The organism is Candidatus Mycobacterium wuenschmannii, from assembly GCF_030252325.1.
In the GTDB taxonomy this organism is placed as follows: Bacteria; Actinomycetota; Actinomycetes; order Mycobacteriales; family Mycobacteriaceae; genus Mycobacterium; species Mycobacterium wuenschmannii.
The window spans coordinates 4622604-4635684 of record NZ_CP126981.1; the positions used below are offsets into that span (position 1 = coordinate 4622604).

A 13081-nucleotide genomic window follows, 5' to 3' on the forward strand; every position below is an offset into this window, starting at 1 on the left:
CTAGGCTAGCCGGATTTGCTGATGGTGTTGCCGCTACCCAGGTTGTCCACCTTGGGCTCGCCGTCCCGGTAGGTGATGGTGTTGTTGAACCCGACGACGTTGAGCTGCTTGTCGATCTTGTCGATGGTGATCTTGTTGTCAGCGCCGCCGATGCTCACGGTTCCGCAGGTGCCCTTCACCGTCAGGGTGTTGTTGGACCCTCCGACGTTGAGCGACTTGCCGTCGCCGCAGTCGAGAGACGTTGTGGTGCCCATTGATCCGTAGTTGACGGTGTTGCCGATGTCGAATTGCGCGCCCGTGCTGGTGGTTGACGGGGCGGCGCTCGACGACGTGGGGGAGGTGCTCGACGGAGCCGGGCCGTTGTTGCCGCTGTGCGTGCAGCCCGCCGCCGCGAGCACGGCCAGGGCGCCCGCAGCCACAACCACGCGAGAGTTGTACGTGCGCATGCGGTTAACTCCCCACGTGGCTGATGCGGTTGGTCATGCCGAGTTCGCGCCCGCGGTCCCAGACCGCCGGATCACCGTTCTTGTAGAAGATCGACTCGTTGGACCCGTAGACGGTGATGTCGTGAATGACGTTGTCGGCCACGACCGTGTGGCCCGATCCCTGAACCGATATCGCCCAGCACGTTCCGAGCGCGTTGACGGTGTTCCGGGTCCCGACCACGATCAGCGTCCCACCGTTGCAGTCGATCGTCTGCTCCATGCCCTCACCGGTGATGTGAGTGTCGCCGTTCTTGGCCAGCCCGGACGGCGCAGAGGTGAAGGTGATTGCGAGTGCGGCGGCCGCCACAGCGCGGCAGGGGATCGACCAATTCATCGCGGGTTCCTCTCGCCACGGCGCGCGATCTGCTGGAAAAGAGCCTACGTGCTTGCGTGACCGGCAGACTAGAGTTCGTCGTTCCGGGGTAGCGCGAACAACGGTCCGTAGACAAACCCCGGCTAACTCAACCGAAGGGCGATCGCCATGCCAGCTGAGCCGGAGTCGCCGGCCGCGCGCTCGGGCGGCGGCGCGAAGGGGGCCCGCGGGGCCAGGCTGAGTCGCGAGATCATCGTCAACGCCGCGCTCACCTTCCTGGACCGCGAAGGCTGGGACGCCCTGACCATCAATGCCCTCGCGACGCAGTTGGGCACCAAGGGCCCGTCGCTGTACAACCACGTCGACAGCCTGGAGGACCTGCGCCGCACGGTCCGGATCCGGGTGATCGACGACATCATCACGATGCTCAACCGGGTCGGCGAGGGGCGGGCGCGCGACGACGCCGTTCTGGTCATGGCCAGTGCCTACCGCAGCTACGCCCATCACCATCCCGGCCGGTATTCCGCATTCACCCGGATGCCGCTCGGTACCGGCGACGACCCCGAGTACACCGCCGCGACCCGGGCCGCGGCGACTCCCGTGATCGCGGTGCTGTCGTCGTACGGCCTCGACCTCGAGCAAGCCTTCTACGCGGCGCTGGAATTCTGGTCGGCGATGCACGGGTTCGTGCTGCTGGAGATGACCGGCGTGATGGACGACATCGACACCGATTCGGTGTTCTCGGACATGGTGCTTCGACTCGCGGCGGGCATGGAGTTACGGAGCGGAGCTGCCGCCTCCGACGCCAAGTGACGCGGCGCGGTACCTTGGTCTGTCGGACGGCCAAGTCGTCGCTTTGACCTGCCCGACTAGCGGCGGGTATTGTGGAGCCTCGTGCCTGGCGGTCTTGGGCGTTTGGCCTAGGACGCGCACGCCGGGCCAATTCGCATGCCAACTACGCACCGGATTGATTCTGCGGCGGGCGCGTGCGACACACCCGGCCGCGGGGGACTGCGGACGGGCATAACAGCAGTACAGAGACTTAGCAGCACCAGAATCAGACAGCAACGCAAAGAACGAAGTAGGAAGCCGGTAAATGCCAACCATTCAGCAGCTGGTCCGCAAGGGTCGCCGCGACAAGGTCGCCAAGGTCAAGACCGCGGCCCTCAAGGGCAGCCCGCAGCGCCGTGGCGTGTGCACCCGCGTGTACACCACAACCCCGAAGAAGCCGAACTCGGCGCTTCGTAAGGTCGCGCGCGTCAAGCTGACGACGGGTGTCGAGGTCACCGCCTACATTCCGGGCGAGGGGCACAACCTGCAGGAGCACTCGATGGTGCTGGTGCGTGGCGGTCGTGTGAAGGACCTGCCCGGTGTGCGGTACAAGATCATTCGCGGCTCGCTCGACACGCAGGGCGTCAAGTCCCGCAAGCAGGCCCGCAGCCGTTACGGCGCCAAGAAGGAGAAGAGCTAATGCCGCGCAAGGGACCCGCACCGAAGCGTCCGCTGGTCAACGACCCGGTTTACGGTTCGCAGCTGGTCACCCAGCTGGTCAACAAGGTTCTGCTGGACGGCAAGAAGTCCTTGGCTGAGCGCATCGTCTACGGCGCGCTCGAGCAGGCCCGCGACAAGACCGGCACCGACCCCGTCATCACGCTCAAGCGTGCGATGGACAACGTGAAGCCCGCCCTCGAGGTGCGCAGCCGCCGTGTCGGTGGCGCCACCTACCAGGTGCCGGTCGAGGTCCGTCCGGAGCGATCGACCACGCTGGCGCTGCGCTGGCTGGTCAGCTTCTCCAAGCAGCGTCGTGAGAAGACCATGGTCGAGCGCCTGGCCAACGAACTGCTCGACGCCAGCAACGGTCTGGGCGCCGCCGTCAAGCGACGCGAAGACGTCCACAAGATGGCCGAGGCCAACCGCGCCTTCGCTCACTACCGCTGGTAGGAGCCGACCCGGCTCCGAAGACTGAGTGGCGGGGACGAAGACAGCGAAATAACCAAGCAATCGAAAGAGTGGGAAGACTTCTGTGGCACAGAAGGACGTGCTGACCGACCTGACCAAGGTCCGCAACATCGGAATCATGGCGCACATCGACGCCGGCAAGACGACGACGACCGAGCGCATCCTCTACTACACCGGTATCAGCTACAAGATCGGTGAAGTCCACGACGGCGCCGCCACCATGGACTGGATGGAGCAGGAGCAGGAGCGCGGGATCACTATCACCTCCGCGGCGACGACCTGCTTCTGGAACGACAACCAGATCAACATCATCGACACCCCCGGCCACGTCGACTTCACCGTCGAGGTGGAGCGCAGCCTGCGCGTGCTCGACGGTGCCGTTGCCGTGTTCGACGGCAAGGAAGGTGTCGAGCCGCAGTCCGAGCAGGTCTGGCGGCAGGCCGACAAGTACGACGTCCCGCGCATCTGCTTCGTCAACAAGATGGACAAGATCGGCGCCGACTTCTACTTCTCGGTAAAGACGATGGAAGACCGCCTCGGCGCCAACGTCATCCCGATCCAGCTGCCTGTCGGCTCGGAGGGTGACTTCGAGGGCATCGTCGACCTGGTCGAGATGAACGCCAAGGTCTGGCGCGGCGAGACGAAGCTCGGTGAGACCTACGAGACGATCGACATCCCCGCCGAACTGCAGGAGAAGGCCGACGAGTACCGCGGCAAGCTGCTCGAGGCGGTCGCCGAGACCGACGAGGCGCTGCTGGAGAAGTACCTCGGCGGCGAGGAACTGTCGATCGACGAGATCAAGGGTGCGCTGCGCAAGCTCACCATCAGCTCCGAGGCCTACCTCGTGCTGTGCGGTAGCGCGTTCAAGAACAAGGGTGTGCAGCCGATGCTGGACGCCGTGATCGACTACCTGCCGTCGCCGCTGGACGTTCCGCCTGCCGAAGGCCACGTTCCCGGCAAGGAAGAGGAGCTGATCACCCGCAACCCGTCGACCGACGAGCCGTTCTCGGCGCTGGCGTTCAAGGTTGCGACGCACCCGTTCTTCGGCAAGCTGACCTACGTCCGGGTGTACTCCGGCAAGGTCGACTCCGGCAGCCAGGTCATCAACGCCACCAAGGGCAAGAAGGAGCGGCTGGGCAAGCTGTTCCAGATGCACTCCAACAAGGAGAACCCGGTGGAGACGGCGTCGGCCGGCCACATCTACGCCGTGATCGGTCTCAAGGACACCACCACCGGTGACACCCTGAGCGACCCGAACGACCAGATCGTGCTGGAGTCGATGACCTTCCCCGACCCGGTCATCGAGGTCGCCATCGAGCCCAAGACCAAGAGCGACCAGGAGAAGCTGAGCCTCTCCATCCAGAAGCTCGCCGAAGAGGACCCGACCTTCAAGGTCCACCTGGACCAGGAGACCGGCCAGACCGTCATCGGCGGTATGGGCGAGCTCCACCTGGACATCCTGGTCGACCGGATGCGTCGCGAGTTCAAGGTCGAGGCCAACGTCGGTAAACCGCAGGTGGCCTACAAGGAGACCATCAAGCGGCCGGCGCAAAACGTCGAGTTCACCCACAAGAAGCAGACCGGTGGCTCGGGCCAGTTCGCGAAGGTCATCATCACCCTCGAGCCGTTCACCGGCGAGGACGGTGCGACCTACGAGTTCGAGAACAAGGTCACCGGTGGCCGCATCCCCCGGGAGTACATCCCGTCGGTGGACGCCGGCGCCCAGGACGCCATGCAGTACGGCGTGCTGGCGGGCTACCCGCTGGTGAACGTGAAGGTCATACTGCTCGACGGCGCCTACCACGACGTCGACTCGTCTGAGATGGCGTTCAAGATCGCCGGTTCGCAGGTGCTGAAAAAGGCTGCACAGCAAGCACAGCCGGTCATCCTGGAGCCCATCATGGCCGTCGAGGTCACCACACCCGAGGACTACATGGGTGACGTGATCGGCGACCTGAACTCCCGCCGTGGCCAGATCCAGGCCATGGAGGAACGCAGCGGCGCCCGTGTGGTCAAAGCCCACGTGCCGCTGTCGGAGATGTTCGGCTACGTCGGCGACCTGCGGTCGAAGACTCAGGGCCGGGCGAACTACTCCATGGTCTTCGACTCCTACGCCGAAGTTCCGGCGAACGTGTCGAAGGAGATCATCGCGAAGGCGACGGGCGAGTGAGCGCCAGCTCACGAGCAACGAGCCGAGCCATGTATCCGGCGAAGGCGACGGGCGAGTGAGCGCAGCTCAGTCGGCGGAGTAATCTTGCCCGGTCTCGACCGCGGCACAACCGAAATAACAACACTGCTTTAACAAGCACCAACTAGTCCAGGAGGACACAGAAGTGGCGAAGGCGAAGTTCGAGCGGACGAAGCCGCACGTCAACATCGGGACCATCGGTCACGTTGACCACGGCAAGACGACGCTAACCGCGGCTATCACCAAGGTTCTGCATGACAAGTACCCGGCACTCAACGAGTCGCGTGCGTTCGACCAGATCGACAACGCGCCCGAAGAGCGTCAGCGCGGTATCACGATCAACATCTCCCACGTGGAGTACCAGACCGACAAGCGTCACTACGCGCACGTCGACGCCCCGGGTCACGCCGACTACATCAAGAACATGATCACCGGTGCCGCCCAGATGGACGGCGCGATCCTGGTGGTCGCCGCCACCGACGGCCCGATGCCGCAGACCCGCGAGCACGTGCTGCTGGCCCGTCAGGTCGGCGTGCCCTACATCCTGGTCGCGCTGAACAAGGCCGACATGGTCGACGACGAGGAGCTGCTGGAGCTCGTCGAGCTCGAGGTCCGCGAACTGCTGGCCGCCCAGGAGTTCGACGAGGACGCCCCGGTCATCAAGGTGTCGGCGCTGAAGGCACTCGAGGGTGACGAGAAGTGGGTCAAGTCCGTCGAGGACCTGATGGACGCCGTCGACGAGTCGATCCCGGACCCGGTCCGCGACACCGAGATGCCGTTCCTGATGCCCGTCGAGGACGTGTTCACCATCACCGGCCGTGGCACCGTGGTGACCGGCCGTGTCGAGCGTGGCGTGATCAACGTCAACGAAGAGGTCGAGATCGTCGGCATCAAGCCGGCCAGCACCAAGACCACGGTCACCGGTGTGGAAATGTTCCGCAAGCTGCTGGACCAGGGCCAGGCCGGTGACAACGTCGGTCTGCTGCTGCGTGGTATCAAGCGTGAGGACGTCGAGCGCGGTCAGGTTGTGACCAAGCCCGGCACCACTACCCCGCACACCGACTTCGAGGGCAACGTCTACATCCTGTCCAAGGACGAGGGTGGCCGGCACACGCCGTTCTTCAACAACTACCGTCCGCAGTTCTACTTCCGCACCACCGACGTGACCGGTGTGGTGACGCTGCCTGAGGGCACCGAGATGGTGATGCCCGGTGACAACACCGAGATCTCCGTCAAGCTGATCCAGCCCGTCGCCATGGACGACGGTCTGCGGTTCGCGATCCGTGAAGGTGGCCGTACCGTCGGCGCCGGCCGGGTCACCAAGATCATCAAGTAATTCGATCGCCTGAGGCGGCGCTCACCCAACGGGGTGGGCGCCGCTTCTGCGTTTCGGTGTGTTCGCCGAGTCTTGGGCGCGGACCAACCCATTTCCAACCGCGCGGCGCTACGCTGACCTGCGTCATCGACCGGCCGACGACTGGAGCAGCCAGCATGCTTGCGCGTTACCTCAAAGCCCAACTCATCGTCCTGGTTTGCGGTGGGCTGGTGGGCCCGATCTTCCTGATCACCTATTTCGCGCTGCCCAACCTGCTGGGCTCGTTCGGCAGCGAGGCGGATTCGATCGTCGAGCAGAGCACGTCGTGGCTGCTGTGGGTCGGTCTGTTCATCACGATCACCGACGTGTTGGTCGCGCTCTGGCTGGCCAACCGCGGCGCGCAGTCGTCGGCGAAAATGGCCGCGCTGCAGCAGACCGGCGTGCTGGCCACGGCGCAGATCCAGGGTCTGGCGGAGACCGGGATGCGCATCAACGACCACCCGGTGGTCAAGCTGGACCTGCGCATCACCGGTCCCGGTGTCGACTTCACCGATCAGAAGCGGGTGACGGTCGATTTCGCCAAGCAGGCGATCGTCACGTCGCGCAAGCTCGTGGCGCTGGTCGACCCGACCACCCGTGAGTACGAGATCGATTGGCAGGCAAGCGCGTTGATCGCGGGCGTGGTGCCCGCGCAGATCACCGTCAGCGAGGACAACAAGACCTACGACCTGAGCGGTCAGGCGGGCCCGCTGATGGAGATCCTGCAGATCTACAAGGCCAACAACCTGCCGTTCGGCGGCACCGTCGACATTCGCAACTACCCGGCGGTGCGCCAGCAGGTCGTCGCGGTGGTCCGCCGCGCCGGCGAGGCACAGCAGCAGCAACCGGCCTCGTCGGTCGGTGGGGGCGTGTCGGAACGCCTCGCCGAACTGGAGAAACTGCACGCCAGCGGCGCACTCTCCGATGCCGAGTACACCGCGGCGCGGCAGAAGATTCTTGCCGATCTCTGACCGCCGGGCATCGTCGGCGGGCGATTAGAACACGTTTCAGTTTCGCTGCTAGCCTGATCGGCAGTCGGCGAAAGGGGCACGCGTGTCCAAAACACTTCAGGGGCGGGTCGCGTTCATCACCGGTGCGGCGCGCGGCCAGGGTCGCGCGCACGCGATCCGGTTGGCCCGCGAGGGCGCGGACATCATCGCCTCGGACATCTGCGCGCCGGTGTCCGACAGCATCACCTACCCCGCGGCGACTCCCGACGATCTGGCCGAGACGGTCCGGGCGGTGGAGGCCGAAGGGCGCAAGATCATCGCCCGCCAGGTCGACACCCGCGACAACGCCGCGTTGCGCCAGCTGGTCGCCGACGCCGTCGAATCGTTCGGCCGCCTCGACATCCTGATCGCCAACGCCGGTGTGCTCAGCTGGGGACGGGTCTGGGAGCTCACCGACGAGCAGTGGGACAGCGTCATCAGCGTCAACCTCACCGGCACCTTCCAGACCGTGCGTGCGGTGGTGCCGGCGATGATCGAGGCCGGCAACGGTGGGGCCATCGTCGTGGTCAGCTCGTCGGCCGGGGTCAAGGCAACTCCGGGCAACGGGCACTACGCCGCGTCCAAGCACGGGCTCACCGGGCTGACCAACACGCTGGCAATCGAGTTGGGCGAATACAACATCCGGGTCAACTCCATCCACCCCTACTCGGTGGAGACGCCGATGATCGAGCCCGAGCTGATGATGCAGATCTTCGGCAAACACCCGCACTTCATCCACAGCTTCGGGCCAATGCCGTTGCAGCCCAGTGGTTTCATGGGCGCCGACGAAGTATCCGATGTGGTGGCATGGTTGGTCAGCGACGGCTCCGGCACGCTGACCGGCGCGCAGATTCCGGTCGACAAGGGTGTGCTGAAGTACTAACCCGCCAGCGTCTCGGCCAATCGATCGACAGCCCAGTCGATTTCGCTCATGCTGATCACCAGCGGCGGTGCCATCCGGATCGTCGACCCGTGGGTGTCCTTGACCAGGACGCCGCGCTCGGCCAGGCGTAGGCTGACCTGCTTGCCGGTGCCCAGCGCCGGATCGATGTCGACGCCCGCCCACAGCCCGCGTCCGCGCACCGCGAGCACGCCGTGACCGACCAGCTTCCGCAGGCGCCAATGCAGCCGTTCGCCCAGTCGGGTTGCGCGCTCCTGGAATTCGCCGCGAGCCAGTATCGACACCACGGTCCGGCCGATCGCCGCGGCGAACGGGTTGCCGCCGAACGTCGAGCCATGCTCGCCGGGATGCAACACCCCCAGGACGTCGCGGTCGGCCACCACGGCGGACAGTGGGACCACCCCGCCGCCCAGCGCCTTGCCCAGCAGGTAGACATCCGGTACGACATCCCAGTGGTCGCACGCGAACGTGCGGCCGGTGCGGGCCAGGCCCGACTGGATCTCGTCGACGATCATGAGAACGCCTCGGGCTGAGCATATTTCGCGGACTACGGGCAGGTAGTGCTCCGGTGGCACGATCACCCCGGCCTCACCCTGAATCGGTTCCAGCAGTACGGCGACGGTGTTCTCGTCGATCGCGTCAGCCAGTGCGGCGCTGTCCCCGAACGGGACCGATCGAAAGCCCGGGGTGAAAGGCCCGAAGCCCGCGCGTGCCGCCGGGTCTGAGGAGAAGCTGACGATGCTGATCGTCCGGCCGTGAAAGTTGTTGTCGGCAACCACGACATTGGCGAGGTCGGCGGGCACGCCCCTGACCTCGACACCCCACTTGCGCGCCACCTTGAGCGCGCTCTCGACCGCCTCGGCGCCGCTGTTCATCGGCAGCACCATGTCCTTGCCGCACAACGTCGCCAACGCCGCGCAGAACGGGCCGAGGGCCTCGGTGTGAAAGGCGCGGCTGACCAGTGTGACGACGTCCAGTTGCGCGTGTGCGGCGGCGGTGATCTCCGGATTGCGGTGCCCGAAGTTGACCGCCGAGTATGCGGCCAGGCAATCCAGGTAGCTGCGCCCCTCGACATCGGTGATCCAGCAACCCTCGGCACTGGCGGCCACCACCGGCAGCGGCGAGTAGTTGTGGGCGGTGTAACGCTCGTCGATCCCGATCGCCGACTCAGTGAGCGCCCCATGGCCGATGTCCAGCAGCGTCACGAATACACCTCAAGCGTGCAGCATTTCACCGATCCACCGCCCTTGAGCAATTCGGGCAACTCGACACCGATCGGCTCGAAGCCGGCATCGGTCAACTGCGCGGCAAAGCCGGTCGCCGCGGCAGGCAGTACGACCCGGCGGCCATCGGACACGGCGTTGAGGCCGAACGCGTAGGCGTCGGCGCTGTCCACCGCGATCGCGTCGGGAAACAGCGTCTCGAGGTGCGCGCGCGAGACGTAGGAGAACGCCGGCGGGTAGAACGCGATCGTCGTGTCGTCGAGCACGGTCAGCGCGGTGTCGAGGTGGTAGAAGCGCGGATCCACCAACTCGAGGCTGACCACCCGCCGGTCGAAGATGCCGGCCACCTCGCTGTGCGCCCGCAGGCTGGTGCGAAAGCCGTGGCCGGCCAGGATGATGTCCCCGACCGGAAGCAGGTCGCCCTGCCCCTCGTTCACGTGCTGCGCATAGACGGGCGTGAAACCCCGCGACTGCAGCCATGCCCCGTACGCGACCGACTCCTGTTGACGCTGAACGTGTTTGAAACGCGCTACCAGCGCGGTGCCGTCGATGATCAACCCGCCGTTGGCGGAATACACCATGTCGGGAAGGCCGGGGACAGGGTCGACCATGTCGACGCTGTGTCCCAGCTGCAGGTAGAGATCGCGCAGCTGCTGCCACTGCTCGACGGCGACCGCCGCGTCGACCGGCACGGTGGTGTCCATCCAGGGATTTATCGCGTAGTCGACCGCGAAATGCCGCGGCGGCGTCATCACGTAGTGCCGCAAGCTGGCCTGGCGTTCGACGGTGTCGTGGCGGACAACGGTCTCGGACTCCGCGAAGATAGTCATAAATCAACGGTAGGGGAGTCCACGGTGCAATGCATCGATGGTTATTGCGTCTACAGACACGATTTATTGCGTCAAGTGCCTTAATATAACGGTCTGTTGTGGCAGGAGGGCCTGTGGACCGGTTGGACGGCATCGACGAGCAGATTCTGGCCGAACTCGCGCAGCATGCCCGTGCCACGTTCGCCGAGATCGGTGAGCGGGTGCGGCTCTCGGCCCCGGCGGTCAAACGGCGGGTCGACCGGATGCTCGACAGCGGGGTGATCCGTGGGTTCACCACCGTCATCGACCGCAACGCCGTCGGGTGGAACACCGAGGCGTATGTGCAAGTCTTCTGCCACGGGCGGATATCGCCGGATCAGCTGCGGCGAGCATGGGTCGACATTCCCGAAGTCGTCAGCGCCGCAACGGTAACCGGCACCGCCGACGCGCTCTTGCGGGTCCTGGCCCGCGACATGCAACATCTGGAGGATGCCCTGGAGCGAATCCGCACCAGCGCCGACATCGAGCGAAGCGAAAGCATTGTCGTGCTGTCGAACCTGATCGACCGCTCACGCGCGCAGGGGTGAGCGACCATCGGCCGCTGCAATCGTGTATGAACTCCAAATGACCACTAGCTCTGGCGACAACGGAATTCTGATCGTCGGCGGGGGACTCGCCGCGACCCGGACCGCCGAGCAGTTGCGCCGGGCGAACTTCGAGGGTGCGATCACCATCGTCAGCGACGAGGTCCACCTGCCGTACGACCGCCCGCCGCTGTCCAAGGAGGTGCTGCGCAGCGAGGTCGATGACGTCACGCTCAAGCCCCGGGAGTTCTACGACGAGCAGAACATCACTCTGCGACTCGGATCCGCGGCCACCGGAATCGACATCGATGCGCAGACGGTGTCACTCGACGACGGTTCGACGCTGAGCTACGACGAGCTGGTGATCGCGACAGGCCTGGTGCCACGGCGCATTCCGGCGTTTCCGGACCTCGAGGGCATCCGGGTGCTGCGCACGTTCGACGAGAGCCTGGCGCTACGCAAGCATGCCTCGGAGGCGCACCGTGCGGTGGTGATCGGGGCCGGCTTCATCGGGTGTGAGGTGGCGGCGAGCCTGCGCGGCCTCGGCGTCGAGGTGGTGCTGGTGGAGCCGCAACCAGCGCCCCTGGCCTCGGTACTCGGTGCGCAGATCGGCGGCCTGGTGGCCCGGTTGCACCGCGACGAGGGCGTCGACGTGCGCACCGACGTCGGGGTGGCCGACGTGCGCGGCGACAAGCACGTCGAGACCGTGGAGTTGACCGACGGCACCGAGGTGAACGCCGACCTTGTCGTGGTGGGCATCGGCTCGCGGCCGGCGACCGACTGGCTGGAGGGCAGCGGCATCCATGTCGACAACGGCGTCATCTGTGACGCCGCGGGCCGGACCAGCGCGCCCAACGTGTGGGCGCTGGGCGACGTCGCGTCCTGGCGTGACCCGCGGGGACACCAAGTGCGCGTGGAACATTGGAGCAACGTCGCCGACCAGGCACGCGCCGTGGTGCCCGCTATGCTCGGCCAGGACGCCCCGACCAACGTCGTCGTCCCGTATTTCTGGAGCGACCAGTACGACGTCAAGATCCAGTGCCTGGGTGAACCGGTCGCCACCGACATCGTGCATGTCGTCGAGGACGACGGTCGCAAATTTCTCGCCTACTACGAGCGCGACGGCGCGGTGGCCGGTGTCGTCGGCGGCGGCATGCCCGGCAAGGTGATGAAGTCGCGCGCCAAAATCGCTGGGGCCGTGCCGATTTCCGAGGTCCTGGAGCCCAAGGCCTAGCTACTCCCAGACCACCGGCGGGCCGTGCGGTGAGCATGCGGCCAGCAGTCGGCTGTCGCCGCCGGGCCAGCTGCGTACCCGGACCACGAACTCGATCTCGCTGTCGGGGGTGCGCCGGTGCGGTTCGAGCGTCAGGTGGGCGAATGGTGAGTCGGGTCCGGCCCGCGCCCCGATCTTGTCGATGGCGGCCTCGATGGTCGACTGCTCGGGAAGCGAAAGATATTGCCACATAATCGAATGCCACAGCACGGTGAGTGTGCCGCCGGCGAGTTCGAGGCCCGCCACCGCTTCGGTGGCGTTGCGTCGGTGCAATGTCGCCGGCACCCGGCGGGCCACGCTGATCGCGCCGCGCAACCGGTCCAGCCTGGCCTGCTGGTCGGGCCAGACGTAGCTCAGCAGCGTCAACTCGCCGTCGGTGCCGGCCGCGTCCAGGGGTGCGATGTCGTAGCCGTGCCGCTCGACGATCTCGAGGTCCGCGGCGGGTAGCAGCTCGCCCTGCCACGCGTCGTCGATGGACACCGGTGAGTCGACCGGGCCCCAGCCGCCGCCCGGGTAGGTGTACCGGTAATGGTCGGCACGCAGATTGAGCCCGGCGCTGCAGCCGATCTCGAAAAGCCTTACCGGTAACCGGAATCGGTCGGCCAGCACCAGCAGGCCACCGATCAGCGCGGCCGAGCGGCCGACCTCGTTGGTCTGCGGTGGCTGGTCGAGGGCGCGGCGTAGGTAATCGGCGTGCTGTCCGGCGGCCTGCGCGATGGCGGGCCATGCGGCCCCCGCGTTCCAGCTGCCGCCCGCGCTGGGATACCAGCGGCGCAAGGTCGGAGCCTGCCCGTCGAGAGCGAGCCGGTGTAGGCCCCCGAGCAGACGCAACGGCAAAGCCATACGGCCAGAATCGTTTTCGTGACCGGCGAAGATCTCCGCGAAAATGCCGCCGGCCTCGACGTCGGCGGCGATCAGCGGCAAGAGCTCGCCGTACATCGTCGAGCCCATGCCCGCGCAGACCTGACCCTGCACCTCAATGGTCTGCAGTAGCCGGCTCATG

At 66.0% G+C, this 13081-nt stretch carries 14 protein-coding genes; 9 read left to right on the forward strand and 5 right to left on the reverse strand.

Annotation, left to right across the window (positions count from 1 at the left end; genetic code table 11):
* Window positions 1–5 precede the first annotated feature (5 nt).
* Both PT015_RS22240 and PT015_RS22245 read right to left on the reverse strand, forming a co-directional pair.
* Window positions 6–446 (reverse strand): DUF3060 domain-containing protein, encoded by a 441-nt coding sequence (locus PT015_RS22240; RefSeq protein ID WP_285187239.1) that lies wholly within the window; start codon window positions 444–446, stop codon window positions 6–8.
* A gap of 4 nt (window positions 447–450) precedes the next feature.
* On the reverse strand, window positions 451–819 hold the full coding sequence (locus PT015_RS22245) for a DUF3060 domain-containing protein (protein ID WP_285187240.1): 369 nt from the start codon (window positions 817–819) through the stop codon (window positions 451–453).
* A 147-nt stretch (window positions 820–966) separates the two neighbouring features.
* On the opposite strand from PT015_RS22245, the gene PT015_RS22250 reads away from it, so the two are divergent.
* The 7 genes from PT015_RS22250 (at window position 967) to PT015_RS22280 (ending at window position 8171) form a co-directional block, all read left to right on the forward strand.
* Window positions 967–1611, forward strand: coding sequence for a TetR/AcrR family transcriptional regulator (locus PT015_RS22250; RefSeq protein WP_285187241.1), 645 nt, complete (start codon window positions 967–969; stop codon window positions 1609–1611).
* 283 nt (window positions 1612–1894) lie between these two features.
* Window positions 1895–2269, forward strand: coding sequence for a 30S ribosomal protein S12 (gene rpsL / locus PT015_RS22255; RefSeq protein ID WP_285187242.1), 375 nt, complete (start codon window positions 1895–1897; stop codon window positions 2267–2269).
* A complete protein-coding gene (rpsG, locus tag PT015_RS22260; RefSeq protein WP_285187243.1) occupies window positions 2269–2739 on the forward strand; it encodes a 30S ribosomal protein S7 in 471 nt (156 codons plus the stop codon). Before rpsL ends, rpsG begins: the two co-directional genes overlap by 1 nt.
* Window positions 2740–2821: 82 nt before the next feature.
* Window positions 2822–4927, forward strand: coding sequence for an elongation factor G (fusA, locus tag PT015_RS22265; protein ID WP_285187244.1), 2106 nt, complete (start codon window positions 2822–2824; stop codon window positions 4925–4927).
* A 163-nt stretch (window positions 4928–5090) separates the two neighbouring features.
* Window positions 5091–6281 (forward strand): elongation factor Tu, encoded by a 1191-nt coding sequence (gene tuf / locus PT015_RS22270; RefSeq protein WP_285187245.1) that lies wholly within the window; start codon window positions 5091–5093, stop codon window positions 6279–6281.
* Between the two features lie 155 nt (window positions 6282–6436).
* Window positions 6437–7270, forward strand: a complete 834-nt coding sequence (locus tag PT015_RS22275) for an SHOCT domain-containing protein (protein WP_285187246.1) — start codon at window positions 6437–6439, stop codon at window positions 7268–7270.
* An 82-nt stretch (window positions 7271–7352) separates the two neighbouring features.
* Entirely contained in the window at window positions 7353–8171 is an 819-nt protein-coding gene (locus tag PT015_RS22280; protein ID WP_285187247.1) for a mycofactocin-coupled SDR family oxidoreductase, read from the forward strand.
* Here the strand turns inward: PT015_RS22280 and rocD are convergent.
* Both rocD and ddaH read right to left on the reverse strand, forming a co-directional pair.
* Window positions 8168–9388, reverse strand: a complete 1221-nt coding sequence (gene rocD / locus PT015_RS22285; RefSeq protein WP_390888050.1) for an ornithine--oxo-acid transaminase — start codon at window positions 9386–9388, stop codon at window positions 8168–8170. The genes PT015_RS22280 and rocD overlap by 4 nt on opposite strands.
* Before the next feature lie 2 nt (window positions 9389–9390).
* Window positions 9391–10242, reverse strand: a complete 852-nt coding sequence (gene ddaH, locus PT015_RS22290; RefSeq protein ID WP_285187249.1) for a dimethylargininase — start codon at window positions 10240–10242, stop codon at window positions 9391–9393.
* A 113-nt stretch (window positions 10243–10355) separates the two neighbouring features.
* Here ddaH and PT015_RS22295 point away from each other — a divergent pair, with 113 nt between their 5' ends.
* Entirely contained in the window at window positions 10356–10808 is a 453-nt protein-coding gene (locus PT015_RS22295; protein ID WP_285187250.1) for an Lrp/AsnC family transcriptional regulator, read from the forward strand.
* Window positions 10809–10845: 37 nt separating this feature from the next.
* The gene (locus PT015_RS22300) at window positions 10846–12039 is read left to right on the forward strand and encodes an NAD(P)/FAD-dependent oxidoreductase (RefSeq protein ID WP_285187251.1); all 1194 of its coding nucleotides are present in this window, start codon (window positions 10846–10848) and stop codon (window positions 12037–12039) included.
* On the opposite strand, the gene PT015_RS22305 is transcribed toward PT015_RS22300, so the two are convergent.
* Window positions 12040–13080 (reverse strand): DUF2332 domain-containing protein, encoded by a 1041-nt coding sequence (locus tag PT015_RS22305; RefSeq protein ID WP_285187252.1) that lies wholly within the window; start codon window positions 13078–13080, stop codon window positions 12040–12042.
* Between the last annotated feature and the right edge of the window lies 1 nt (window position 13081).